Annotated in this window: 21 protein-coding genes and 3 pseudogenes; 11 read left to right on the forward strand and 13 right to left on the reverse strand. The window is 68.9% G+C overall.

The annotated features are described in order from the left end of the window. From EES42_RS36365 to EES42_RS36375, 3 genes and pseudogenes are all read left to right on the forward strand, one after another. Positions 1–391, forward strand: a pseudogene (locus tag EES42_RS36365) (potassium-transporting ATPase subunit B); the annotation flags it as partial. A 35-nt stretch (positions 392–426) separates the two neighbouring features. Beyond that, positions 427–1056 (forward strand): potassium-transporting ATPase subunit KdpC, encoded by a 630-nt coding sequence (kdpC, locus tag EES42_RS36370; protein ID WP_266795109.1) that lies wholly within the window; start codon positions 427–429, stop codon positions 1054–1056. Positions 1057–1069: 13 nt separating this feature from the next. Further along, positions 1070–1264 carry a hypothetical protein gene (locus tag EES42_RS36375; protein ID WP_124722471.1) on the forward strand — a complete coding sequence of 65 codons (195 nt, stop codon included), beginning with the start codon at positions 1070–1072 and terminating at the stop codon, positions 1262–1264. On the opposite strand, the gene EES42_RS36380 is transcribed toward EES42_RS36375, so the two are convergent. Next, positions 1257–1478 (reverse strand): hypothetical protein, encoded by a 222-nt coding sequence (locus EES42_RS36380; protein WP_323138467.1) that lies wholly within the window; start codon positions 1476–1478, stop codon positions 1257–1259. The genes EES42_RS36375 and EES42_RS36380 overlap by 8 nt on opposite strands. Before the next feature lie 384 nt (positions 1479–1862). Between EES42_RS36380 and EES42_RS36385 the strand changes: the two genes are divergently transcribed. After that, the gene (locus tag EES42_RS36385; protein ID WP_124722472.1) at positions 1863–2672 is read left to right on the forward strand and encodes a GNAT family N-acetyltransferase; all 810 of its coding nucleotides are present in this window, start codon (positions 1863–1865) and stop codon (positions 2670–2672) included. A gap of 90 nt (positions 2673–2762) precedes the next feature. Continuing rightward, on the forward strand, positions 2763–2996 hold the full coding sequence (locus EES42_RS36390; protein ID WP_124722473.1) for a hypothetical protein: 234 nt from the start codon (positions 2763–2765) through the stop codon (positions 2994–2996). Positions 2997–3077: 81 nt separating this feature from the next. Here EES42_RS36390 and EES42_RS36395 read toward each other — a convergent pair. Both EES42_RS36395 and kdpF read right to left on the reverse strand, forming a co-directional pair. Further along, positions 3078–4268: pseudogene (locus EES42_RS36395) on the reverse strand (amino acid permease); the annotation flags it as partial. 164 nt (positions 4269–4432) lie between these two features. After that, entirely contained in the window at positions 4433–4522 is a 90-nt protein-coding gene (kdpF, locus tag EES42_RS36400) for a K(+)-transporting ATPase subunit F (RefSeq protein ID WP_078075662.1), read from the reverse strand. Between the two features lie 606 nt (positions 4523–5128). Between kdpF and kdpB the strand changes: the two genes are divergently transcribed. Next, the gene (gene kdpB, locus EES42_RS36405; protein ID WP_124722474.1) at positions 5129–7279 is read left to right on the forward strand and encodes a potassium-transporting ATPase subunit KdpB; all 2151 of its coding nucleotides are present in this window, start codon (positions 5129–5131) and stop codon (positions 7277–7279) included. Between the two features lie 25 nt (positions 7280–7304). On the opposite strand, the gene EES42_RS46785 is transcribed toward kdpB, so the two are convergent. The 3 genes and pseudogenes from EES42_RS46785 to EES42_RS36415 all read right to left on the reverse strand — a co-directional run bounded on the left by EES42_RS46785 (position 7305) and on the right by EES42_RS36415 (position 9484). Then, complete coding sequence (locus EES42_RS46785) at positions 7305–8471, reverse strand: NAD-binding protein (RefSeq protein ID WP_266487764.1); 1167 nt, start codon at positions 8469–8471, stop codon at positions 7305–7307. A gap of 91 nt (positions 8472–8562) precedes the next feature. Further along, positions 8563–8760, reverse strand: a pseudogene (locus EES42_RS47695) (NAD-binding protein); the annotation flags it as partial. Positions 8761–9196: 436 nt separating this feature from the next. After that, a complete protein-coding gene (locus EES42_RS36415) occupies positions 9197–9484 on the reverse strand; it encodes a hypothetical protein (RefSeq protein ID WP_124722475.1) in 288 nt (95 codons plus the stop codon). 54 nt (positions 9485–9538) lie between these two features. Here EES42_RS36415 and EES42_RS36420 point away from each other — a divergent pair, with 54 nt between their 5' ends. Further along, on the forward strand, positions 9539–10270 hold the full coding sequence (locus EES42_RS36420) for a MerR family transcriptional regulator (RefSeq protein WP_124722476.1): 732 nt from the start codon (positions 9539–9541) through the stop codon (positions 10268–10270). Positions 10271–10575: 305 nt separating this feature from the next. Here EES42_RS36420 and EES42_RS36425 read toward each other — a convergent pair whose 3' ends face one another. Continuing rightward, positions 10576–13053, reverse strand: a complete 2478-nt coding sequence (locus EES42_RS36425; RefSeq protein WP_241196825.1) for a sensor histidine kinase — start codon at positions 13051–13053, stop codon at positions 10576–10578. Positions 13054–13670: 617 nt separating this feature from the next. On the opposite strand from EES42_RS36425, the gene lysA reads away from it, so the two are divergent. Beyond that, positions 13671–15026 (forward strand): diaminopimelate decarboxylase, encoded by a 1356-nt coding sequence (gene lysA / locus EES42_RS36430; RefSeq protein WP_124722478.1) that lies wholly within the window; start codon positions 13671–13673, stop codon positions 15024–15026. 9 nt (positions 15027–15035) lie between these two features. Next, positions 15036–15959 carry a LysR family transcriptional regulator gene (locus tag EES42_RS36435; RefSeq protein WP_124722479.1) on the forward strand — a complete coding sequence of 308 codons (924 nt, stop codon included), beginning with the start codon at positions 15036–15038 and terminating at the stop codon, positions 15957–15959. A 50-nt stretch (positions 15960–16009) separates the two neighbouring features. On the opposite strand, the gene EES42_RS36440 is transcribed toward EES42_RS36435, so the two are convergent. Genes EES42_RS36440 through EES42_RS36460 form a run of 5 tightly spaced genes read right to left on the reverse strand, consistent with a single transcriptional unit; the run spans position 16010 to position 21108 of the window. Continuing rightward, complete coding sequence (locus EES42_RS36440) at positions 16010–16855, reverse strand: serine hydrolase (protein ID WP_124722480.1); 846 nt, start codon at positions 16853–16855, stop codon at positions 16010–16012. Then, positions 16852–18471, reverse strand: a complete 1620-nt coding sequence (locus EES42_RS36445; protein WP_124722481.1) for an N-acyl-D-amino-acid deacylase family protein — start codon at positions 18469–18471, stop codon at positions 16852–16854. The genes EES42_RS36440 and EES42_RS36445 overlap by 4 nt, the downstream gene beginning before the upstream one ends. Beyond that, a complete protein-coding gene (locus tag EES42_RS36450; RefSeq protein ID WP_124722482.1) occupies positions 18471–19244 on the reverse strand; it encodes an amino acid ABC transporter ATP-binding protein in 774 nt (257 codons plus the stop codon). The genes EES42_RS36445 and EES42_RS36450 overlap by 1 nt, the downstream gene beginning before the upstream one ends. Beyond that, complete coding sequence (locus EES42_RS36455) at positions 19241–20215, reverse strand: amino acid ABC transporter permease (RefSeq protein ID WP_124722483.1); 975 nt, start codon at positions 20213–20215, stop codon at positions 19241–19243. Before EES42_RS36455 ends, EES42_RS36450 begins: the two co-directional genes overlap by 4 nt. Positions 20216–20223: 8 nt before the next feature. Then, a complete protein-coding gene (locus EES42_RS36460; protein ID WP_124722484.1) occupies positions 20224–21108 on the reverse strand; it encodes an ABC transporter substrate-binding protein in 885 nt (294 codons plus the stop codon). Positions 21109–21421: 313 nt separating this feature from the next. Between EES42_RS36460 and EES42_RS36465 the strand changes: the two genes are divergently transcribed. Then, the gene (locus tag EES42_RS36465) at positions 21422–22615 is read left to right on the forward strand and encodes an IS3 family transposase (protein ID WP_124722485.1); all 1194 of its coding nucleotides are present in this window, start codon (positions 21422–21424) and stop codon (positions 22613–22615) included. Positions 22616–22790: 175 nt separating this feature from the next. Here EES42_RS36465 and EES42_RS36470 read toward each other — a convergent pair whose 3' ends face one another. Beyond that, positions 22791–24314: a hypothetical protein gene (locus tag EES42_RS36470; protein ID WP_124722486.1), complete on the reverse strand. Its 1524-nt coding sequence runs from the start codon at positions 24312–24314 to the stop codon at positions 22791–22793. A 113-nt stretch (positions 24315–24427) separates the two neighbouring features. Here EES42_RS36470 and EES42_RS36475 point away from each other — a divergent pair, with 113 nt between their 5' ends. Continuing rightward, on the forward strand, positions 24428–24631 hold the full coding sequence (locus tag EES42_RS36475) for a hypothetical protein (protein WP_124722487.1): 204 nt from the start codon (positions 24428–24430) through the stop codon (positions 24629–24631). The last annotated feature ends 109 nt before the right edge of the window (positions 24632–24740 follow it).

Consider the following 24740-nt stretch of genomic DNA (forward strand, 5'->3'; position numbering starts at 1 on the left):
CCCGACCAAGCTGATCGAGATCGTCGAGATCGGCAAGCAGCTCCTCATCACCCGTGGAGCCCTGACCACGTTCTCGATCGCCAACGACGTCGCGAAGTACTTCGCGATCATCCCGGCAATGTTCGCGATGGTCTACCCGGGCCTGGACAACCTCAACATCATGCGACTGCACAGCCCGACCTCGGCGATCGCCTCCGCGATCGTCTTCAACGCACTGATCATCATCGCCCTGATCCCGCTGGCGCTGCGCGGCGTGCGCTACCGGCCGTCCTCCGCGGCGACACTGCTCAGCCGCAACATCTGGATGTACGGCCTCGGCGGACTGGTACTGCCGTTCGTGGGCATCAAGCTGCTCGATCTCTTCATTCAGTTCATTCCCGGCCTGCGCTGACAGACGGCCCGACGAGAGAAGAAGGCGATCCCGGGGTGCGCACTCACTTTCCCCCAGTACTCCAGCACCATCTGACCGCCCTGCGGATACTGCTGGCCTTCACCATGATCACCGGCATCGCCTATCCCCTGCTCGTCACCGGCATCTCCCAGGCAGGTCTCACCCACCAGGCCAACGGCTCCCTGCTGACGACGAACGGCACGCCGGTGGCCTCCAGCCTCATCGGCCAGAACTTCTCCCTGCCGAAGAAGAATCCCCAGGACGAGAAGGAGACACCGCGCCCCGACCCCAAGTGGTTCCAGCCCCGACCGTCCGCCGGCGGCTACGACCCCACCAGCTCCGGTGCCTCCAATCTGGGCCCGAACAACACCGACCTGATCAAGACCGTCCAGGACCGCCGCGCCGCCGTCGCAGCCTTCGACGGGGTCCAGCCCGCTTCCGTCCCCGCGGACGCCATCACCGCCGGCGGCTCGGGACTCGACCCGGCGATCTCCCCGGCGTACGCCTACGAACAGGTGGATCGCGTCGCGAAGGCCCGCCACCTCGCCCCCACCGAGGTCAGGGCACTGGTCACCCGACACGTCCAGGGACGTGTTCTCGGATTCCTGGGTCAGGAACGCGTCAACGTAGTCGAACTCAACCACGATCTCGCCAGGCTGACGTGACCAGAATGTGGGAGTGCCCGATGTGAGGGCGGCCGAGGCGAGGACATACACCGGCGAGGGGCATGACGTGGACATGGGAGCCGTGGCCGTGCTTGCGGGGATCACCGCCTTCGGCGGCATGCTCGCCGTCCTCGCGGGGGCCTACGGCCTGCACCAGGCACGGCGAGTGAGAGAAACCGGCGTGCGTGTCCAGGCGCTGGTCAAGTGAAGAAAACGAACCACACCGCTGCGGACAGGGCTGTGAGCGCACCGGCCAGGCGATGTCCCAGGGCGGCCACGGCAACCACGGTGACGACGAGTACCAGGACGGTGTTGGTGCCGGACATGTCGGCCCGGAAGGGCACCAGCACCGCGCACGCGGCCGGCGGCAGCGCGAGGGCGGCACCGACCGCCACCTGGCCCCTGGTGAGGTACGGGAGCATGAGCCCCACCTCCACCTCAGGTGTAACTGGGACGAACGCTCCCGTGTCCGATTCCATCCATCTTTGATGGGGCCTTGATGACTCGGGCGCTGGTGGGCACCCCGATCGGACTGGACCAGGGGGCGTAGGAGCGGCCGTCGACAATCGTGCGTCAAGGGGCGAACGCGCGGGATCAAGGGGTCGCTAAATGGGGAGGTCCGGGCCGGCAGGAGCGGGGATAGCGTCGTTGCATGCCCCGGGTTGCCAGTGATCCGGGGGCGGTGTATTGGCGTGCGGGATGTGCCGAAGGGACGTGCTGCCCGGGTCATAGGCCGCTCGACGCTGAATCCGCCGCGGGGCGGCCCGGTCAGGGCCGCCCCGCACACGAATCAGGTGGTGCCTCTCATGATCCAGCTCCAGCCGAACAGCCTCTCCGCGCTCGCCGGGTGGTTTCCTGCCAGGACGGCGGGCCCCGCCACCCTGGTCGAACACGTTCTCGGCACCGGGATCGGCCGCTGGTGGGCGGACAGCGCACTCCAGCCACAGGTCGTTGCCGTGAGCTGTGCGAACCATGTACTCCTGCGCGGCGATCCGCACGCCCTTGCCCCGGGTTCTCTGGCCCCCTTCACCAGCAGTCTCGTGGAGGCGCCGTCCCGCTTTCTGCCGGTCCTGAGCGCCTCCTTCGACAGGATCGTGCCGGGAAAGCGGATGGTGTACGTCCACTGCGCGCCCGCATCCCCACCGGCGCCGCGGTCATGGCATGGCGTGACGGTGCGCCCGCTCGTGCGCGAGGACGCGCGGGCACTCGCCGCGCTCGGGCCGGCAGAGGCATGGATCCACGCAAGTTGGGACGGCCCAGCGGGGCTCTCTGCTTCCGGGTACGGCTGGGCCGCCTTCCACAAGGGCAGGATCCTCGCCGTGGCCTGCACATACTTCCGCGGCAGCGTGTACGAGGACATCGCATGCGCCACCGTCCCCGACCGCCGATGTGAGTACCTCGCCCACGCCTGCGTCACCGGTCTGTGCGAGGACATCGCCGCCCGCGGCCGCACCGCGAGCCTGTCCTGCTCACGCGGCGACCGCCGCACCCGCCTCCTGGCCTGGACCGCCGGGTTCCGGCTGCAACGCGAGTACGCCCACTGCGCGACCGGGACGCCCACCGCGTCGCGTCCCCCGAACCCCGGATACTCGCCGCACGCCGAGGACAGGATCTGATCGGCATCTACGAGTCCGGGGGCGGGCAGAGCCGGCTCTTCGGACTTCCACGTGTCAGCGCCACCGGACAGGACAGCGGGTGCAGGGGGCGTGAACGCACGCAAGCGGTGCACAGAACCCGACCATGCCCACGACACGCCACCGGACGTCAACAAGCCAACAGAAATCCGCGGGCTGCTCGCGATGGCGGGCAATCCGCAGGATGGTTGCACTGTGACCAGCGATTGGTTCCCTGACCACGGGACGCGCCGGAACGTCCTCGCACTCGGTACGGCCGGTCTGACCATCATCGCCATGATGATCGAGCTCGTCTACCGGCCCTAGACACGCATCCTCCCACCACTCATGAGCTTGACTCCGTTGTCGCTCCGCGATCCCCGACGGAGCCGAGCCCATGCGAGACGGCTACCGCAGGTCGAGGTCTGTGGGCAGCTCGGCCGAGCCGTCCAGGAGCCGGAACCGCAGGCGGCAGATGACCGCGTCCGTTTCGTGCCGGACAGCGTGGGCGACGACCGCACCACGCTGGTTCTGCAGCAGCCGCTGCCACAGATGGGCCGGTTCGACTTCGGGGATGAGCACGGTGATCCGCATGCCCGGATCGTCGGACGCCATCTTCCGTACATACGCGGCGACCGGGCGGCCGACCGTGCGGCGGTCGGAGGGGATCCGGACCAGGGGGACACTCGGATTCCACAGTGCCCAGTCCCGCTCCAGTGCCTCGGTCTGCTCGCGGTCCTCGGGGTCCGGGTGGCAGACCGTCACCGCGTGGACCTCGTCGCCGAGGGATACCGCCGCGGTGAGGGCCTCGCTGGTGAGCCGGGTGAGGGACGAGACCGGAACCACGATCAGCGAGCGGTCGCGGTGCGGGGGCTCCGGAACGCGGCCGACGCCCAGGCGTTCACCGATCCTGGTGTACGCGCGGTGGACGGACTCGAAGCCGGCGACCAGCAGGGGCAGGGTGACGACGATCAGCCAGGCGCCGTCGTGGAACTTGGTGGCCGTGACGACCACCGCGCTGACGCCTGTCAGGAGCGCGCCCAGACCGTTCAGCAGAGCCTTGGCCGCCCACCTGCTGCCGCGGACTGCGCGCCAGTGGATGACCATGACGGTCTGGGCGATGGTGAAGCCGACGAACACACCGATCGCGAACAGCGGGACGAGGGTGTTGGTGTCGCCCCCGGAGAAGACCAGGAGCGCGGCGGATACGGCCGCGAGCGTGAGGACCCCGTGCCGGTGGACCTGCCGGTCGGCCTTGAGCCCGAAGACATGCGGCAGGTAGTTGTTGCGGGCCAGCAGCTTGAGCAGCACCGGCAGACCGCCGAACGACGTGTTCGCGGACAGGGCCAGTAGCACCATCGTGGCGAACTGCACGACGTGGAAGGCGAGATTGTGCCCGAAGGACGCGTCGGCGAGCTGCGCCAGTACGGTCACGCCTCCGACCGGCTGCAACCCGAACCGGGAGATCAGCACGGACAGGCCGATCAGCATCACGCCGAGCAGTGTGCCGAGGGCCACCTCGGCACGCTGTGCGCGGCGGGCGGCCGGGGCACGGAACGACGGCACGGCGTTGGCGATGGCCTCGACACCGGTGAGTGCGAGCTGCAGCGCCTGGGAACGAGGGCGGGCACCGGGGATCCAGGGCTTGTGCTCACAGCCTCGGCTCCCGCCCACTGATGTGACTCGATCACTGCTTGACGAGATCCTGGAGTGTGATGTCGAGGACCTGGAGCACACCAGTGAGGACGGGGCTCATATCGCGCTCAGAACCTCTCCGGGTACAGAAGGGCGAGGACGAGATAGCCCAGCAGGGCGACGGCCACTACCAGGCCGACGATGTTCTCGGCAGTCACAGCCTCGCCACCCCCTTTGCGATGAGAGCCACCAGCGCGAACACCGCGATCGTGGCGACGACGAAGGCCACATCGGCCATCGTGTGCTCCTGGTTGAGATATATGGACACTCGGACCCCATGAGCAAAGACCCATGCCGCGTGTCTGTGCCTATTGTTGACAGGTCCCATACGGCCATTGGCGCGTCTTTGTTGAGACCCTTACGCCACTACACCCACCTGGGGAAACGCAGCCCGTCCGGAGTGTCCGACCTCCGCCACAGGCACATCCCGGCCATTCCCCCGCCACGTCACTGGCGAGGGTCTGACGTTGTCCTCACACTCGTCCGCCCGGGTTGTCAGAAGGGTGTCAATACTCATCTCCGCTGCAGGGAGGGCGCCCGACGGTCGCCTAGATTCCGTATGCCGCTCAAGGTGGCGAAGGCCGACGACATCGCCGAGTGCCGGGATCCTTCCCTCCTCGCTCTCGGCGTCGCCGGCGGTGGAACGCGGCGGCGTCTCCCCGCACTGCGTTCGCGTACGTCCCTGCCGGTGCCGGAATCCCGCACCGGCAGGGACTCATGGTTCCCCCGTCGACCGGTCAGGTCTCCTCAGAAGGTCATCCTCGATGCATCCCGCCGCACCTCACCAGAGCCCGCCCTCGTCAGTGGTTCTTCCCTCTCCGAAGGCGCGCGCATCCGGCAGGGTTGTCAGGCCGGGCGGCCCTTTCGACCCCGTGCAGCTCCTGAAGTCGTTCCCCGAAGCCCTGCGCAAGCTGCATCCGCGGACCCTGGTGAGGAGCCCCATGCTCTTCGTCGTAGCCATCGGCTCGGTGCTGACCACGCTCTCCGCGCTCGTCCACCCTTCTGTCTTCACCTGGATGGTCAGCTGCTGGCTCTGGCTGACTGTGATCTTCGCCAATCTCGCCGAGGCCGTCGCCGAGGGGCGAGGCAGGGCGCAGGCCGAGTCCTTGCGTAGGGCGCGTACCGACACCGTCGCACTGCGGCTGCGGGGATGGCACTTCGGCATGGATCTGCGGTACGCGGAGACCGAGACGGTACCCGCGACCGAACTTCGGCTCTTCGACTTCGTTGTGGTCACAGCCGGGGATGTGATCCCGGCGGACGGCGATGTCGTCGACGGCGTCGCGGCGGTCGACGAGTCGGCCGTGACCGGTGAGTCCGCACCGGTCATCCGGGAGTCCGGTGGGGATCGCAGCGGTGTCACCGGGGGGACGGCGGTGCTCTCCGACCGCATCGTCGTCCGGGTCACCTCACGCCCCGGCCACTCGTTCCTGGACCGGATGATCGCTCTGGTGGAAGGGGCCGCCCGGCAGAAGACGCCGAACGAGATCGCGCTCAACATCCTGCTGGCCGCACTGACTCTGGTCTTTGTGCTGGTCGTGGTCGCGGTGCAGCCGATGGCTTCGTACGCGAACGCCGCCCAGTCCACGACGGTCCTGGTCGCGCTGCTGGTCACCCTCATCCCGACCACCATCGGAGCCCTGCTCTCCGCGATCGGGATCGCGGGGATGGACCGGCTCGTCCAACGCAATGTGCTCGCGATGTCGGGCCGGGCCGTCGAGGCGGCGGGTGACGTCAACACGCTGCTCCTCGACAAGACCGGCACGATCACCCTGGGCAACCGGGAAGCCGTCAGCTTCGTACCGATGCCCGGCGTCGAGGAGATCCATCTCGCCGACGCCTCCCGGCTCGCCTCGCTGGCCGACGAGACACCTGAGGGCCGCTCCGTGGTGGTCCTCGCGAAGGAGCGCTACGCATTGCGCGAACCCACCGAGACGGAGCTGAGCCGGGCCAGGTTCATCGCCTTCAGCGCCCGGACCAGGATGAGCGGTATCGACCTGCGCTGGGACAACGGCGCCGCGTCCCACATCCGTAAAGGCGCCGCGGCGCAGGTGATCGGCTGGGTGCGCTCCTACGGCGGCCATGTCCCTGGAGAGGCGCTGCGGTACACCGAGTCCATCGCCGCCGGCGGAGGGACTCCGCTCGTGGTCGCGGTGCACGACTGGAACGGGCCGCGGATCCTCGGTGTCATCCATCTCAAGGATGTCGTCAAGGACGGCATCGCCGAGCGCTTCGCGCAGCTGCGCCGCATGGGCATCCGTACAGTCATGATCACGGGTGACAACCCACTGACAGCCCGGGCCATCGCCAGGGAGGCCGGTGTCGACGACTTCCTCGCCGAGGCCACCCCCGAGGACAAGCTCGCGCTCATCAAGCGGGAGCAGGAGGGCGGGAAGCTCGTCGCGATGACAGGGGACGGCACGAATGACGCTCCGGCCCTCGCGCAGGCGGATGTCGGCGTCGCGATGAACACCGGGACCTCGGCCGCGAAGGAGGCCGGGAACATGGTGGACCTGGACTCCAACCCGACCAAGCTGATCGAGATCGTCGAGATCGGGAAGCAGCTCCTGATCACCCGGGGTGCGTTGACCACCTTCTCCATCACGAACGATGTCGCGAAGTACTCCGCGATCGTCCCCGCGATGTTCGCGAGCGCCTATCCCGGTCTCGACGCGCTGAACATCATGGGCCTGCACAGCCCGACCTCCGCCGTCACCTCGGCGATCATCTTCAACGCGCTGATCATCGTGGCGCTCATACCGCTCGCGCTGCGCGGCGTGCGACACACCCCGGCCTCGGCCCACGACCCGCTGCGCCGCAACCTCGCGCTCTACGGTCTGGGCGGGCTGGTTCTTCCCTTCGTCGGCATCAAACTGATCGACCTGGCGATCTCCATGGTGCCGGGGATCGGCTGACCCGCCCGCCTCGCCCCCGAAAGTGTCAGGTGCGGCCCGGAGCCGGCATCGCCCCTCGCATGAGGATGTCCAGTCCGCTCCGGGTCGTCGCCAGCACCACCCGGTCGCCGGCACGCAGAACGCGGCCGTGCGAGGGGCGCCAGTCGAAGTCGGGGCGGTTCGGCAGATGCAGGCCGCCGAGGGTGTCCGAGGACGAGAAGCGGACCGCTGCCGAACCGGCGGCTCCCACGGCCAGGACCCGCCACTCGTTCCGGGCGAAGGCCTGGTGGATGGAGAAGCCCTCCAGTGCCGGGTGACCGGCCACATCGACCGCGGTGAAGAGCAGCACTCCGCGTTCGACCGGCATCACGCCCAGGACGTGGCGGCCCATCATCGCGGCTGCGAAGGCGGGTGAGGCAAGCGCTGAGACGCTGCGGCTACGGGTGAGCGCATCCGGGTAGGAAGCGCGCAGCGTGAGTGAGACCGTGGCAGCGAAGTCGTCGTACAGACGCATCACCGCTCGTACACCGGGGTTGACCTCCCGTGCGGCCATCACGATGTCCAGATTGGCGCTGTCGTCGCTGGTCAGGACGAGCATGGAGGCGCTCTGCCTGATCCGGGCCAGGCCAAGGACGCGGGGATCAGTGGCGTCCTCCAGGATCAGTGGCACGCCGAGTTCCCGGGCCACGGCGACGCCGCGGGCGCCCGGGTCGCGTTCGACGACGACGATCCGGTGCTGGGTGGAGCGCAGTCGGACAAGGACGCGAGTGCCGACCTTGCCGAGGCCGACGAGCACGATGTGGTCGCTGAAGTCGTCGGTGGGCGGGTGACTGATCGAGGCGGTACGGAAGGCGCCGGTGGCGTTGAGCGTGGCGGCAACGACAAGGGGCAGTATCGCGAGGCCGGTGAAGCCCGCGATCAGTTGAAGGACCTTGCGCGCCCGGGATTCGTCGGTGGCCGGATCGCCCATGGTGAAGATGTCCAGCAGGGGCAGGTACACCGCCTTCCACAGCGGTATGTCGTCGACCGTGCAGTAGGTGGCGAGCGACAGGAGCGCAACCACCGCTGCCAGCACACCGAAGACAGACATCATTTCGCGGGAGACGAACACCTTCCACGGCAGATGCGTGAACCGGTCGCGCAACCATCCGCCGACCGTACGCGAGTCTGCGGGGGTCTCCAGGACATGGTCGTGGGTGACTTCCGCCAACATCAGCCGGCCATGCGTGAACTGGCTGTGGTAGGAGGTGACGGCCCCGCTCGCGGTTGTACATCCGGATGACCAGCCGGATGGATGGATTGAGGCTGCGGGCAAGCAGGGCCGCCATCATGTTGGTCTGGTCGTCGCCGTAGGCGAGAGCGAGGGCGGCAGCCCGTTCTACCCCGGCCGCTCGCAGTGTCTGTTCGTCGGGACGTGCCGCGATCAGCAGTTCGACGGGGGAGCGCGGGTTCCGGTGGAGTGTGTCGATCTCGCTACCGTGCTCGTCGTGGCGGGACGGCAGGACGACGGTGACGGTCTCACCGCAGACGGCGTCGAGCTCGACCGGCGGGCCAGCCCGTCGTCACCACAGATCACCATGTGCTGTGAGCGTGGCGCAACTTGCGTCGTAGATGGGGAAGTCGAGGTCACACCCGTCAGCCTGCCGTTCCGGAGAGGGCTGACTCCCGTTCGTACGGAAGTTCGGCATCAAAGTTCCGTATGGGGAGGGCGGCTGAAGGGCTGGACCGGCACCTGGACCACCTGCAACCGCTGCCCACCCTGCAACGGAACCAGACACAGAACCCAAGGAAGCGCTGCACGGGCCTGTCCGGCGAATCTTGGCCGAGAGTCGACAGGAGGCAGCCAGAAACTCCACCGGCACGCGGCGGACCGTGGCCGGCATCCGGGCCTGTCCGGCGGCGCCTCAGGGTCGCGGCTGCAGCGGTTGCTCGGGCTTCTCAGCCCTGATGCCCATCGGCCGATGCCTTCAGTAGCCGGTCCAGCTCGTTCCCGGCCTCGTCGTACCCGGCGTCGGAGATTCGTTGCAGCTCCCGCAGGTCGCCGGTCGAGGCCGTGCGTCGAGTGAGCAGGAACCCGGCATGCATGGATCCCTCGTCCAACAGCTCGCTCAACTCTGTGAGATCGCCGGCCGCGTCGGCGAGGTCGGCCAGCCGGTCCAAAGCGGTCTCGTTGCCCTCATCAGCCAGCTCGCGCAAGGTCTCCCGATCGATATTCATGTTCGTCATGACGCCATACTGCAACCCTGCCCTTGGGGAAGGGTCAAGTGGGACGATGGCCGGGTGATCACCATCGGACAGCTGGCCGGGTACGTCGGAGTGTCGATCAAGACCATTCGCGTCTATCACGACAAGGGGCTGCTTCAAGAGCCCGACCGCGATGCCTCCGGCTACCGGCGATACGGCGCCAACGACGCCATCGACCTGATCAAGATCAGGACGCTCGCCGAAGCCGGCGTCCCCCTGGCCCGTATCCGGGATCTGAGATCAGCGACCAACGAGGAGTTCCGGCAGGCGCTGCGTGAGATCGAAGACGAGCTCACCGACCGCATCCGTGGTCTGCGGGCAACGCAGGGGCGCCTGCGCCAGCTTGCCGCCGGGTGTCTGGCACCGCTGCCGACCGAGGTCGGTGCCCATCTGGAGCACCTGGCCCGCTGGGGATTCACCCCTCGTTGGGCGGACCTGCAACGCGACCTGTGGATCCTCGTGTTCGCCACTCACCCGGACCACGCGATCACTCTGTTTCACGACCAGGCCGAAACTCTGGCCGATCCGGCGCTGCGACAGCTCTTCCTCGACTACGACCACGCACACGACCTCGACGCCGACGATCCCCGCATCGACGACCTCGCCCGCCGGATCGCCGAGGCGACCCGGGAACGCTACGGACTCGACGAACCGCCCGAACTGGATGCAGCCTCCGATATCCCAGCCCTCATCCAGCGCACGGTCAACGCGTCGTCCCCGGCGTGGCAGCGCCTCGACACACTCATTCGCGCACAACGGGACGCGTGACTCGACGTGCACAGACGCACGGTCCCGGCTGCGCGCGGAAATCAGTCAACGTGCGCCGCGAACTACAGGGCAAATGTTGACTGATGGGGCACCAGCCTTCAGGACATGGGACATGGAGCTTGCGGTATGGCGCGAAGGCGGAAGGTTTTGGTGAGGAAAGGCGTCCGCACCCGCGACCACCGTGTGGATGCGGTCGCTGATGCGAGTCCTTCCGACGGCACCGAGCTCTGACGGGCAGGACGCCAGGTCGAGGAGCATCGTGTCGACCTGGCGCCCGCGGCGAGGCGCGACACTGAGCACGCGCTTCACGAGACCTTCCGTGCAACGGCGGGAAGCGACAACGTCATGGTCAGGCCTCCGCCGGGAGTGTCCTCCGGCGCAAGGTTGCCGCCCATCGCCTCGGCCAAGCCCCGGGCGAGTGCGAGGCCGAGCCCGACCCCGGTCGTATTGTCGGTGTCACCCAGCCTCTGGAACGGTACGAAGGCTCGCTCACGGTTCGTGGCCGGCAGACCGGGGCCGCGGTCGATGATGCGGAACTCGACCCGGTCGGCGAGCGCGCTCGCGGTGATCACGACCGGTTGGCCCGGCGGGGTGTAGCGGACGGCGTTCCCGACGAGATTGGCGATGATGCGTTCCAGCAGGGGCGGATCCGCCAGAACGGCGGGCACGCCCTCGGAGATCCGGACCTCCAGGGTGCTCGGGTCGCAGGGCAACGAGTCCAGGGCTGCCGGAAGTACTTCGTCGAGGGCGGTGGCCCTCAGATTCAGGGGGAGGGCCCCGGCCTGGAGCCGGCTCATGTCGAGAAGGTTGTCCACCAGCCGGTTCAGCCGGGCCATGGACTCCTCGGCCGTCGCCAGCAGCTCACCCCGGTCCTCCTCACTGAACTCGACCTCGGCGCTGCGCAGGGAGCTGATGGCGGCCCAGCCGGCGGCCAGTGGGGTGCGCAGGTCGTGGCTGACCGCGGCGAGCAGTGCCGTACGCATCCGGTCGGCAGCCCTCACGGGCTCCACCTCGGCGGCGGCCTCGGCGAGGCGTGCGCGTTCGAGGGCAGCGGCGACATGAGCGGTGAACGCCGTCAGAACGCGCAGCTCGGACGCCGGCAGAGTGCGGCCCCGCAGCACCAGGTGGGCGTCAGGACCGACCGGTACGTGGATGGCGTCGTCGTCCGACGCCGGCTGCGTGAGCAGTTCGGCCGAAGTCATCGAGAAGGTCTCTCGCGTACGTTCGAGCAGCGCCGGGATCGCCTGGTCCCCGCGGACGATTGACCCGGCCAGCGAGGACAGTGTCTCTGCCTCGGCAGTGGCACTGGCGGCGCGGCGCGACAGCCGCAGCGACCGGTCGACAATCGCGGCCACAGTGGCTGCGACGATCGCGAATACCAACAGCGCCAGGATGTTGTTGGGCTCGGCGATGGTGAACTCTCTGATCGGCGGTATGAACCAGTAGTTGAGCAGCAGGGACGCCGTCACCGATGCGACGAGCGCGGACACCACTCCGCCGACGCAGGCCACCCCGACCACCACCACGAGGAACAGCAGGGCCTCGCTCGTCAGGTTGAGGCTGTCCCGGGTGTTGTCCAGCAGGAACGTGAGAGCTATCGGAAGGAACAGGCCCGACACAGGCCCCGCGATGAGCCGCGCGGTTGGCAGGGTGCGCCGCCGCGACGGCAGGAGCCGGCCTCCGCCGGCACGCTCGTGGGTGACCATGTGCACGTCGATGTCCTGCGACAGTTCGACGATCGTCTCGCCGATGCCCCGGCCTGGGAGGAGCCGCTCCAGACGCCTCCGCCTGCTGGTGCCCAGTACCAGCTGCGTGGCGTTCTCGGCGTGTGCGAACTCGGTGAGCGCGGTGGCCACATCGTCGCCCACGACGGAGTGGTAGCTGCCACTGAGGCTCTCGACGAGCGCCCGCTGGTGGGCGAGCGAAGCCGATGAAGCGCCGCCCGTCAGCCCGTCGCTGCGCACGATGTGCACGGCCAGCAAGTCACCACCCGCGCTGCGGTCGGCGATCCGGGCCGCGCGACGGATGAGTGTCTCGCCCTCGGCGCCACCGGTGAGGGCCACCACGACTCGCTCGCGCGTCTCCCAGACGCGTCCTATGCCGTGTTCGGAGCGGTACTTCTGCAGCGCTTCGTCGACTCGCCCCGCCACCCACAGCAGGGCCAACTCTCGTAGTGCGGTGAGGTTTCCGGGACGGAAGTAGTTGGACAGCGCGGCGTCGATCTTCTCCGGTGCGTAGATGTTCCCGTGCGCCATCCGCCGGCGCAGCGCCTCGGCCGGCATGTCGACGAGTTCGATCTGATCGGCGCGGCGCACCACCTCGTCGGGGATGGTCTCCCGCTGCGGTACATCGGTGATCCTCTCGACGACGTCGTTGAGGGATTCCAGGTGCTGGATGTTGACGGCGGTGACGACATCGATGCCGGAGGCGAGGATCTCCTCGATGTCCTGCCAACGCTTGGTGTGCCGTCCACCGGGCACGTTGGTGTGAGCGAGTTCGTCGACGAGTGCCACTTGAGGGCGTCGGCGTAGCAGCGCATCGAGGTCCAACCCGCCGAACTCCGCGCCCCGGTGGAAGCGTGCGACAGGGGGAAGGACCTCCAGGCCCTTGAGCCGCTCCTCGGTGAGCGGCCGCTGGTGGCATTCCACGGTGGCAGCTACGACGTCGATGCCCCGCAGTGCTCTGCGGTGTGCCTCGTCGAGCATCCGGTAGGTCTTGCCGACACCGGGGGCCGCCCCGAGGAAGACCTTGAGCCTGCCCCGTCCCACAGCCGATTCCGTCACGACACGCGCCTCCTCCCGCCGCACGCACGCCTGGTCACGAAGGCCTTCCTGTGCGGCCGGGCGACGGGTGCTGCTGATCAGCATCGGACGTGAGCGGAGGATGAGGGGCCTGACGCGGCCACCTTGACGTGATTCTGATCCGGTCCGCCGCGGGCGACCGGCGCCGAACGGATCCCAGAACCCCTGACGCAGAGCTTCGGACGTCGCAGCTCCGGAAAGCCGGTATGCAGCACGGCTTGTTCACCGGGGCATCAGCCGCGCCGGGTTTCCGAGAGCTGCCTGCCCGACGTGCGAGGGACGGGGGCCGCCCATAGGGTTCGGAGCTTCTGGACCCGGAGTTCACCGAGGTCGGAGCATCTGGCAGGCGCTGGGACGCGACGTCGATCCTCACGAATGACGAGTGCCGGCTCAGTGGACCCGGCGTCTCCTGTCAGGGGCAGCGCAGTACCGAGGCCGTCGTCCAGCGGGACGTCCACAACGGCTACGGCTGCTGCGTGCCCGCCGACAGCATCGCGCGAGCATCGAAAACCTTGAGGCTCAGCCATAGAAGAATGCGCTTTTATGACTCCCCGCTCAGGCCGCAGGATGGCTGCGAGCCGGCTTCCGGGGAGGAACGCATGACATCAGCGATCGAAACGGGCCTGCTGCCCGGCACATCCGAAATCCGTCCCGAAGGGCTGGCCGTCGGTGGCGTCCTGCTCACCGAACTGGGGCGACGTTTCGGCACACCCCTCTTCGTGTACGACGAGGAGCATCTGCGCCGGCGCTGCCGGGAGGCGGTCGCCGCGTTCGGCCGGGACAACGTCGCCTACGCCTCCAAGGCGTTCCTGTGCACGGCCATGGCCCGGCTGGCCCATGAAGAGGGGCTGTTGCTCGATGTCGCCTCCGGCGGCGAGCTGCGTGTCGCGCTGCACGCCGGGGTACCGGCCGGGCGGATCGTCCTGCACGGCAATAACAAGGACGAGGTGGAACTGCGCACGGCTATGTCCGCCCAGGTGCGGCACGTGGTGGTCGACAGCTTCGACGAGATGGACCGCATCGAGCGGCTGCACTCCGAAGAACGCCTGCCTCCCGCCCGAGTCCAGCTACGGGTGGCGCCCGGAGTGGCCGCCGGAGCGCACGCGGCGATCCGGACCGGTGGCAACGACTCCAAGTTCGGCTTCGGCCTCGCGGGCGGAACCGCTGCAGCCGCCGTGCGCCGGGCCGCCGGCTCCCCTGCGATGATCCTGGAAGGCGTCCACGCGCACGTGGGCTCGCAGGTGCTCGACACGGCACAGCTCGCGGCCGGCGCCGCGGCCGTCGCCCGGTTCGCCGCCGACACCCGGATGCACCGGCTGACGGTCGGCGGCGGCCTCGGCGTCGCGTACGAGGCGGGACAGAGTGCACCGTCGTTCGCCGAGTGGGCGGCCCGGGTGCGCACCGCGGTACGCGACGCGGGCTGGGCCTCCTCGGTGACCGTGGAACCCGGCCGGTCCATCGCCGCCAGTGCCGGACTGACCCTCTACCGGGTGGGAACGATCAAGCGCATCGAGGGCGTGCGGACGTACATCGGTGTGGACGGCGGGATGAGCGACAACCTGCGCCCCGCCCTGTACGGCAGCCGTTACGAGGTCTTCCTGCCACGCAGCCCGCGCGCCTCCCGGCCCCTGCGGGCACGGCTGGTCGGCAAGCACTGCGAGAGCGGCGACGTGATCGTCGACGAGGCCGCGCTGCCCGCCGACGTCGCGGTGGACGATCTCCTGGCCACGCCGGTCACAGGAGCCTACGGATACGCCATGGCCTCCAACTACAACAAGCTGCCGCGCCCCGCCGTGATCTTCGTGCGGGACGGCCGCGCGCGCACCGTGGTGCGCCGGGAGACCGAGGAGGACCTGCTGCGCCTGGATGTGGACGAGCCCGCCGGGCTCCCGGCGGGGGCGGCCCAGGCGGTACGGTCCGGTGCCGGAGCGGCGCAGTGCGTCGGCACGGCCTAACCTGACCCGATGCTGAACAGTGCCCGACTGCTCGTCCTGCTGGAGATTTCCCGTACCGGCACCATCGTGGCCGCGGCCCAGGCGCTGCATCTGAGCCCGTCCGCGATCTCGCATCAGCTTGCCCGGCTGGAGCAGGAGCTCGGCGTGGCGTTGGTGGAGCGTCAGCCGCAGAGCCTGCGGCTGACCGCGGCCGGGGTGCGGCTGGCCGAGCACGCACAGGCGGTCGCCGATCTGATGGCCGTCGCACAGGACGAGCTGCGGGCGCACTCCGAGGGCGAGGCCGGTGTCCTGCGACTGGGCTTCTTCGCGTCCTCGGGCCTGGAGCTGCTGCCCCGGGCCCTGTCGGGGTTCGCGGCGGTCCGGCCCCAGGTCGAGCTGGAACTGATCCTCGGCCAGCCGCACGAGTTGGTGCCCGACCTGGAGGCGGGCCGGCTGGACGTCGCGGTCGTCTTCGAGCATCCGCTGGACCCCTGGTGCCGGCAGGCGGCCGTGGACGTGGAGATGTTCTTCGACGAGCCGCAGCTGGTGGTCCTCCCTCTGCGACACCGCCTCGGGCGGCACGAAACGGTCCGGCTCGCCGCTCTGGAGGGGGAGAGCTGGATCGGTACGCACGGCGGACACACCGGCGAACCGGTCCTGGAACGCGCGTGCGCGGCCGAGGGCTTCCGGCCCCGGGTCCGCTGCCGCAGCGATCACTACCAGGTCACGATCAACCTGGCTCGCGCGGGCATGGGCATCGCACTCGTCCCGGCCCTCGGACTCGGCGACACCGCCGGCGTGCACGTCTGCCGACTGGACCACCCCCGGCTGCACCGCCGCATCGGGGTCGCCACCCGGTCCACCAACCGCAACCCGCTGCTGCGGATCTTCCTCGCCGAGCTGCGGTCGGCCGCCGAGGAGATCCGGTCGCTGCTGGAGGTGCAGTGGTCGTGACCGGTCCGCCGGTCACGACCACCGCACCTCGGAGGATGGCGTGCCGTGTCTCAGACAACGGTCCGGCGCCCCGCGCAGGCCGCGAGGGTCCGGCCCACGTCCCGTATGGCATGCACCGCGGCCCGCTCGGTACTCGGGCCCAGCGCCGTGTCCCAGTGCGCCACCACCGCGTACGCCAGTCGGCGCCTGCCGATGATGACACCGGCGTCGGCACGTACCCCGGTGTCGGTGCCGGTCTTGTTGGCCACCAGAAGCCCGTCGCGCGGCCTCTCGGGAAAACCCGGGTCGTACGGGTCGTGGTCGACCAGTGCGGGGACCAGGCCGTGATCGGTGTTGGCCCGCATCCAGCGCAGCAGCCGGGCCGAGGCAGCCGGGCAGCTCATGGTGCCGCGCACCGTGTGTGTCACCAGCCTCGCCAGGTCCCGTGCGGTACCGGTGGCGAAGACGGGCGGCACGTCCGCGCCACGGACGTCACGGACCTTGTCGTGCAGCGTGAGGTGATCGAGCCCGAGCTCCTGTGCGAGCCGAGCCGTGGACTCGCGCCCCACGAGGCGCAGGAGTGCGTTGGTCGCGGTGTTGTCGCTCACCGAGGCGGTCAGCCAGGCCAGGTCCTCGACGGTCCAGCCGCGCCCGCTCAGCCGGCGCAGCAGACCGGTTCCGCCCGCCAGGTCCTCGTCAAGCACTTCCACGAGGCGGTCGGCGGGCAGCTCCCCGGTGTTCAGTCGGCGCGCCACCTCGGCGAGCAGCAGCAGCTTCGAGGCGGACGCCACCGGCAGCACAGTGTGCTCGTCCACCCCCACCGTGCCGCCGCCGTCGATGTCGACGGCGGCGACGGCCAGGGTGAGCGGCAGCGCGGCCGAACGCCGTGCTGCCGCGGCCACTTGGGCCAGACTCATCGGATTCTCACCACTTCTCCCGCCCGCGCCGAGGTCGGGCGGCCGCCTCTTGCCGCGACCCGCCCCGACACCAAGACGGTATCGATGCCTTCGGGTGCCAGCAGGGGGCGGTCGAAGTCGGCGGTGTCGCGTACCGACGCCGGGTCGAATACCACCAGATCGGCGAGGGCGCCGTCGCGGACCATGCCGCGGCCGGTGAGGCCGAACCGCCCGGCGGGCAGTCCGGTCATCTTGTGCACCGCGCTCTCCAGCGGGAGCAGTTGCTCGTCACGGGTGTAACGGCCGAGCACCCGGGCGAAACTGCCCGCCCAGCGCGGATGCGGCCGACCGGGTTTGGGGACGCCGTCCGAACCGATCATCGACAACGGGCTGGCGAGGACCCTGCGGACGTCGTCCTCGCGCATGGAATGGCTGATGATGGTCACTTCTCCCTGCTCGGCCAGCAGGAGATCGCACGCCTGGTCGACCGGATGGACGCCGCGCTCGGCTGCGAGGTCGGCGATGCTGCGTCCCTCGGTCTCCGGGTGCGTCTGCGCGGCGGCCACCGAGATGAGGTCCCAGCCGCCGTTTCCCACGGTGTTCTCCCATCCCTCGACGCCCTGGGCGATGTCCGTCCTGATCCGGTCGCGCGTCTCGGGCCGACGCAGCCGTTCCAGCAGGGCGCCGATGCCGCCCTCACTCGCCCACGGGGGCAGCATGGCATGCAGGACGGTGCTTCCCGCCGTGTACGGATATACGTCGCACAGCACGTCCACGCCTTCGGCGCGGGCCCGTTCCAGCCGGGGCAGGGTACGCAGTGTGGCGCCCCAGGCGTGCCGGCCCGCGGTCTTGTGGTGGGAGATCTGCAAGGGGGCGCCGGAGCGCACCGCGATCTCCAGGGCCTCCTCCAGGGCGGACTCCACCTGCGACATCTCGTCGCGCAGATGGGTGACGTAGGGCTTGCCGTGACGGGCGGCGACCCTGGCCAGTGCGACGATCTCCTCGGTGTCGGCGTAGGTGCCGGGAGGGTAGATCAGCCCGGTGGACAGACCGGCCGCCCCCTGGGCCAGCGTCCGGTCCAGCAGTTCGCACATGGTGTCCAGTTCGTCGGGCCGGGGCGGCCGGGCCTCGAAGCCCATCACTCCGGCGCGCAGTGTGCCGTGGCCGACCAGCGAGGCGATATGGGTGTGGCGCAGGGCAGGGTCCTGTCCGGCGGCGAACGCGTCGAAGTCCACGGCGGGCCGCACCGGCCCGAGCCCGAACGTCACCCTGAGATGCTCGGCGAGTTCCGGTAGCCGTCGCGGGAGCGAGGGGAACAGGCTGGTCCCGCAATTGCCGCAGATCTCCGTGGTGACGCCCTGGAGCAGCGGAGCGAGACGGAGACCGTCGATCGGCTCCGTGGCTCCGCCGACTCCGTGGGGCGCCGCGAGGGCGTCGGAGTGCGTGTGCACGTCGATGAAGCCGGGTGCGACGACCCGCCCGGTCACGTCCAGGGTCTCGGCGGCCGAGGCAGGGGCGCCGGCGGGGAGTACGGCGATCCGCCCGTCCACCACCGCGATGTCCGCTTCCCGGGCGGGTGCGCCGGTTCCGTCGACGAGCGTGCCGCCGCGCAGCAGCAGATCGAGGGGGCGGCCCATCACAGCACCGTCGACAGGAAGGCCCGCGTACGCTCGTGCCGCGGGTCGGTGAACAGCGCATCGGGGCTCCCGGCCTCGACGACGGCGCCTCGGTCCATGAACAGGACCCGGTCGGCGACCTCGCGGGCGAAGCCCATCTCGTGGGTGACCACGACCATCGTCATACCGCTGCGGGCCAGGTCGCGCATGACGCCGAGCACCTCGCCGACGAGTTCGGGATCGAGGGCGGAGGTCGGTTCGTCGAAGAGCATGAGGGCGGGTTCCATGGCCAGTGCGCGGGCGATCGCCACACGCTGCTGCTGCCCGCCGGACAGCTGCGCCGGGTAGTGGTCCGCCCGGTCCGCGAGACCGACGTCGGCCAGCAGCTTGCGGGCCTGCTTCTCGGCCTGTGCACGGGGCTGGCCCTTGACGGCGACCGGACCCTCCATCACGTTCTGCACCGATGTGCGGTGCGGGAACAGGTGGAACCGCTGGAACACCATGCCGATCCGCTCGCGTTGCCGCCGGACGTCCCGGGCGCGCCGCTCGCGCAGCACCCGGCCGGACGGGCCGTGCTGTTCGTAGCCGACCAGTTCGCCGTCCATCCACACCCGCCCCGCGTCGATCCGCTCAAGGTGGTTGAAGCAGCGCAGCAGTGTGGACTTCCCGGACCCGGAGGGGCCGATGACACAGAGCACTTCACCGCTGCGGACATCGAGGTCGATGCCCTTCAGCACCTCGGTGTCACCGAACCTCTTGCGGACTCCGCGAGCCCTGAGGATCACGTCGTTCATGCCGCTGCCCCCTTCTTGGTGCGTCCAGGCAGGAGATTGGCCAGGATCCTGCTCCGCAGCACGGGAGCGGCGCCGGGGCTGTAGCGACGCTCGACGGCGTGCTGGCCGATGGTGGCGATCGTGGTGAGCACGAGGTACCAGAGCGAGGCCACCAGGAGCAGCGCGACCACTTCGAAGTTGGCGAGGTAGAGGTGCTGGGACACGGTCATCAGATCGGCTCCGGCGATGACCGAGACCAGCGAGGTCGTCTTGAGCATGGAGATGAACTGGTTGCCGAACGGCGGAATGATGACCCGCATCGCCTGCGGAAGGATGATCCGGGACAGGATCCGGCGGTTCGACATCCCGATGGAGGCGCCCGCCTCGCGCTGGCCGGGATCCACGCTCTGAATGCCGGCCCGCACGATCTCGGCCATGTAGGCGCCCTCGTTGATGGAGAGACCGAGAAGCGCGGCCACGAATCCGGTGATCACCTGGTTGGACTGCCAGCTGATGAGTTTGGGGCCGTCGAACGGGATTCCGATGCTGATCACCGGGAACAGCAGGGCCAGGTTGAACCAGAAGATGAGCTGGACCAGCAGCGGGGTGCCCCGGAAGAACCAGGTGTAGGCACCGGCGGTGAGACGCAGGACCGGACTGTCGGACAGTTGCATCACCGCGACGACGATCCCGATGGCGATGCCGAGGATCATCGAGATGAGGGTGAGCTGAATGGTCACCCCGAGGCCTTTGAGGATCACGCCGTCGAACTGGTACTTGGCGACGATGTCCCAGTGAAGATTGGGGTTGACGATGATGGTGTAGGCGAGCCACACGGCGAACAGCGCGGCGGCGAGAACCGCGAGCCAGCGCCCGGGGCGAGGCCGTTTGGTCACCTGGAGGGAGAGCTCGTCCTCCTGCGGCGTCCCGTCGGCGGGGATGACTTCCGGCCCCCCGCCGGGAGCGATACCGGGTATTTTCTGGTGGCTCATTTCCGTTCTCACTGCCCGTCGTTGACGGTGGCCTCGGGTACGGCGCTGTCGCCGACCCCCCAGGTGCCGAGGATCTTCTTGTAGCCGCCGTTGTCGATGAGTTCCTGCAGGGCCTTGCGGACGGCGTCGCGCAGTCCGCCCTGGCTCTTCGCGGACGCAATGCCCCAGGGCGCGGTGCCGTACTGCTCCGGCAGGACCTCGTACGCGCTGCTCTTCTTCGTGAACATCTTGGCGACGGGATAGTCGACGATGGTCGCGACCGCGCGCCCACTGTCCAGTTGCAGCAGCCCGGTCGGTGCGTCCTCGCTCTGCGAGATCCGCATCTTCTCCTGGCACTTGGCGTTCTGCTCCTCGCCGATGTGGAGGTTGGAGCTGCCCTTGGCGAGGACGACGGTCTTTCCGCAGAGGTCCGCGAGCGACTTGATGCCCTGCGGGTTGCCCTGCTTCGTCATGATGACGCCGCCGGTGCGGAAGTAGTCGACGAAGTCGACCGCCTTGCGCCGCTGGGCACTGTCGGTCATGGACGACATGACCAGGTCGAACCGCCCGGACTCCAGTCCCGGGATCAGCCCGTCGAAGGCGGCATTGGTGAGTTCGAGCTTCAGCTTGAGCCGCCCGGCAAGGGCCTTGGCCAGGTCGGGGTCGACGCCGGTGAGCCGGGTGGTGCCGGGCTCGTACATCTCCATCGGCGGATAGCCGACCGCGGTGGCTACCCGGAGGACACCCTTCTGCCGGTACTCGGCCGGCAGAAGCTCGGCCGCGGTCCGGCCGGAGGCGGCTTGCGACTCGGCCCCGGACGGGGCGTCGCCCTGGCCGGAGCGCCCGCAGGCGGTGGCCGAGAGGGCCACCACGGCCAGGGCTGCCAGACAGCGCAGAGAACGGGAATGATTCATCAGATTTCTCCCTCACGGGTGCGGTGCGCCGATGCTGGCAGTCGCACACGGTGAATGGAAGATGATGAAGCTATTCATGCCTCACCATCGAAATTTGTACGGGTCCGGCTCCCGGGCCACGCGCCGGAGTCAACGGACGGTGTACGGAGCGGGTGAGCGGTGCCTGCTCGTCCAGGATGAGGCTTCCCTCACCCGCCCATCGCCGACGGCCGCCGCACCCCACTCGCAATGTCGCCCTGTGACAAGTGAAGCTTCCCCTTGATGTTGGACACCTGGAGACTGGGACGTGAGGTTCCAGAGGAAGTAGTGCCAGGTGGGAAGCAAGAGCAACCGCAGTAGGCGGTATACGGAGGAGTTCAAGCGCGACGCGGTCGCGCTCGTCCGGTCCTCCGGCAAGACGGTCACCGAGGTGGCCCGGGAGATCGGGGTCAGTGCCGAGGGACTGCGGAACTGGGTCAAGCAGGACTCGATCGACCGCGGGCAGGGGGCGCCGAGCGAGCTGACGAGCGTAGAGCGGGAAGAGCTGCGTCGGCTGCGGCGGCAGAACCGTGAGCAGGCCGAGACGATCGAGGTGCTGCGAAAAGCGCGGTCTTCTTTGCGAAGGAGAGCGATCGATGAGCGAGGTGTATGCGTTCATCGAGGCGGAGAAGACCACCCATGGAGTCGCTCTGTTGTGCGGCTGCTGAAGGTGGCCCGGTCCTCTTTCTATGCCTGGTTGGCCGGCGAGCAGGCCCGCGCCGCCCGCCGGGCCGCCGACGACGCCCTGGCCCACGAGATAACCGTGTTGCACATTGCCTCCCGGTGCACCTATGGGGTGCCGCGTATTCATGCCGAGCTGCGCAGGCTGGACCGGCGGGTCAACCGCAAGCGAGTGGAGCGGATCATGCGTGAGCGCGACATCGCCGGGGTCACCCGGCGCAAGCGCCGGTCGCTGACCCGTCCGGCGAAGAGGGCGGTGCCCGCCGCGGACCTGATCGGCCGCGACTTCACGGCCGACGCCCCGGGCCGGAAGCTGGTCGGTGACATCACCTGCATCCCCACCGACGAGGGCTGGCTGTATCTGGCGACCTGGCTGGACCTGGCCACCCGCGAGATCGTCGGCTACTCGATGGCTGATCACCACCGCGCCTCCCTGGTTGTCGACGCGCTGAAGATGGCCGCCGGACGTGGCCGACTCCAGCCCGGCTGCATCGCACATTCCGATCGCGGATCGGAGTACACCTCCGACGAACTCCGTCGGGAAATACACAGGTCGGGACTGCGGCAGAGCATGGGACGAACCGGCTCGTGCTATGACAATGCCGCCGCCGAGAGTTTCTTCGCACTGCTCAAAGAGGAGATCGGCACCCGCCACTGGCCCGACCGGACCACTGCCCGCGCGGAGATCTTCACCTTCATCGAGACCTTCTGCAACCGCAGACGACTGCGGAAGCATCCGGCCTGGGGATACCTCACCCCGCTGGAGATCCGACAGCGACACGAGCAAGAACACGCCCTCGCAGCGTAAGTAAAGAGTGTCCAGCATCACGGGGAAGGTTCAATGCCCAACTACCCCCAAAATAGCGACAGAGCCCAAGAAGTGGACCAGAGCCGAGATTTGGAAACGCCTGTCTGGTATGTCGACTCCAGTCGATGGTCCACGGAGGTTGCCATGCCTGTGCTCGACACGTGGGCGTCGTCTGTCAGCGCTGGACGGCCCCAGGCGGGGTGGTGGTGCCGTTCAGGCAGTGGTCGAGGAGTGCGTGCATGCGCGGAACGGGGAGGGCCGGATTGGCTGCAGCGCCCTCGGCGGTACGGGGGTCGGCGAGGAGGGTCTCCAGGGAGTCCGGTGACAGGCTCGGGTTGGCGGCCGCTGCCCGGCGCACCGACGCGTCGGGGTCCTCCACCGGGGGGTCGGGCAAGGCGGGATCGGCTGCGGCCAGGGCCCGTACCTCGGGATCCGGGTGGTCGACGAGGTGAGCCTGGCCGGTACGGGGGAACGAGGGCAGGTCCAGCAGGTGTGGACGGTGGGCAGGGCGTGTGACGAAGACATCCAGGAGGAGGTGCGGCGGAGCCAGCGGGTGGTGGCAGGCCAGCCGGATCCTCACCTCCTCGTCGTCGTCCTGCGCGAGCGTCTCGGCGAGTTCCGCCGACAGGCCCGGCCAACTTGCCGCAACCCGGCGGAGCACCGGCTCCTCGGACACCGCACAGGCGGCGAACCAGTCGGGCGACGGCCCGACGTCCGGCTCAATATGCGACCTAGTGAACGGCTCGCCGATCGGGCAGGTGCAGTCAGGACCGTGCCCGAGGACCTGATCGATCGCCCAGTACTCCGCCCAGGTGCGGGGGAGGGGGTGGAGGCGCGCGCACATCCGCACGTCCTCGTCCGGGTCCTCCCTCAACTCCGCCACCAGGTCCGGTCCTACGTCGGGCCGGGCGGCGACCGACGCGCGGACCTCCGCGTCGGGGTGGCGGGCGAGACGGGCGAGGGCGTAGGTGGGGATGTGCGGGTTCCGGGCCATGGGGAGCACCGTGCCGTCCGTGAAGCACTGCTCGACGAGCGCGGGGGACAGAGCACACGTGTCGAACACGAATCGGTTGCGCGAGCCGAAGGACGGCAGCATGGCCTCCACCCGCTCCGGGTCCAGCCGCCAGTTTCTGTCCTGCGCCGCTTCACGGACCGCGGGGTCCGGATCGTCGAGCAGCCCTGCCCGCTGGGCCGGGGTGAGCGACTCCCAACGCCAAGTGGCCCGTATCCGGAGTTCGGGGTCCTCGCTGCCGGCCATGGAGCGGAAGAAGGACAGCGGGATCTGCCGGGACGAGTCGAGCCCCCCGATGATCTCGTTCACGGTGACCTTGCCGTCCACGCCCGCGTTCTGGGCGGTCAGGAGGGTCACGAGGATGTCGTCCGGCAGCGGTCGGACCCATCGGAGATAGTGACGGGGGCCTGCGGCGAGCCACCCGCGGACGACCCCCGACGGGTCCGTTGCCAAGGGGGCGAGCCGCGCCGGGTCGACGTACCGGTTGCGGGCGAACGTGCGGCGGATGACTCCCTCCGGATGGCGCAGGGCAGCGTCGATGACGGCGTCAGGCAGGTCACGACCCTCGCACATCAGCAGGCCGGCTTCACCGGCCGCTCGATCCAACAGGCGTACCAATACGTCGGAGGGCGCCGCCCGATTGAAGGCGATGCCGCGCAGCCACAGTTCACGCAGAGAGTCGAACACCGTGTCATCCTGCCACCTCGCCTCCTGAACGGGGCCGCCCGACTACGACCGCGGCGGCGCTTACCGGCGGCTCCGTCTGCAGGGCTTCGGACCACGTGGCCAGGGTCTTGCTCATGATGGGCACGCTGACGGTACCCGGCACACCGACAGGTTCCGCATCCCCCGCCGGGGGAACGCACGACATCCGGGACAAGTCAAGCAACCGGGCGTTGCTGAAACTCGGCTACATCGTCTTCCGTGCCCACGGGGTGTTCTCGCTCTTGGGCAACAAACGCTCTTGCTGCTGGGTTCTGGCACAGACCTTGGTTGCGCCGTGAGGCGCTGTTGGTTCGAGTGGAGGTGGAAGACCGTGCGCCACGAGGCGCTGTGATCCGCGTGCGAGTGTGAGGCCCGCACCGTTGTCCCGTCGCAGCGGGACGACAGAAG

This window comes from Streptomyces sp. ADI95-17 (assembly GCF_003846175.1).
GTDB lineage: Bacteria > Actinomycetota > Actinomycetes > Streptomycetales > Streptomycetaceae > Streptomyces > Streptomyces sanglieri.

What these genes read in the sequence shown, in the direction of transcription:
- EES42_RS36380 (WP_323138467.1), bottom strand. Translation starts at nt 1,478, where the DNA reads ATGCTCCCGTACCTCACCAGGGGCCAGGTGGCGGTCGGTGCCGCCCTC.
- EES42_RS36385 (WP_124722472.1), top strand. Translation starts at nt 1,863, where the DNA reads ATGATCCAGCTCCAGCCGAACAGCCTCTCCGCGCTCGCCGGGTGGTTT.
- kdpB (WP_124722474.1), top strand. Translation starts at nt 5,129, where the DNA reads ATGCATCCCGCCGCACCTCACCAGAGCCCGCCCTCGTCAGTGGTTCTT.
- EES42_RS46785 (WP_266487764.1), bottom strand. Translation starts at nt 8,471, where the DNA reads ATGTTGGCGGAAGTCACCCACGACCATGTCCTGGAGACCCCCGCAGAC.
- EES42_RS36415 (WP_124722475.1), bottom strand. Translation starts at nt 9,484, where the DNA reads ATGACGAACATGAATATCGATCGGGAGACCTTGCGCGAGCTGGCTGAT.
- lysA (WP_124722478.1), top strand. Translation starts at nt 13,671, where the DNA reads ATGACATCAGCGATCGAAACGGGCCTGCTGCCCGGCACATCCGAAATC.
- EES42_RS36435 (WP_124722479.1), top strand. Translation starts at nt 15,036, where the DNA reads ATGCTGAACAGTGCCCGACTGCTCGTCCTGCTGGAGATTTCCCGTACC.
- EES42_RS36440 (WP_124722480.1), bottom strand. Translation starts at nt 16,855, where the DNA reads ATGAGTCTGGCCCAAGTGGCCGCGGCAGCACGGCGTTCGGCCGCGCTG.
- EES42_RS36445 (WP_124722481.1), bottom strand. Translation starts at nt 18,471, where the DNA reads ATGGGCCGCCCCCTCGATCTGCTGCTGCGCGGCGGCACGCTCGTCGAC.
- EES42_RS36450 (WP_124722482.1), bottom strand. Translation starts at nt 19,244, where the DNA reads ATGAACGACGTGATCCTCAGGGCTCGCGGAGTCCGCAAGAGGTTCGGT.
- EES42_RS36455 (WP_124722483.1), bottom strand. Translation starts at nt 20,215, where the DNA reads ATGAGCCACCAGAAAATACCCGGTATCGCTCCCGGCGGGGGGCCGGAA.
- EES42_RS36460 (WP_124722484.1), bottom strand. Translation starts at nt 21,108, where the DNA reads ATGAATCATTCCCGTTCTCTGCGCTGTCTGGCAGCCCTGGCCGTGGTG.
- EES42_RS36475 (WP_124722487.1), top strand. Translation starts at nt 24,428, where the DNA reads ATGATGGGCACGCTGACGGTACCCGGCACACCGACAGGTTCCGCATCC.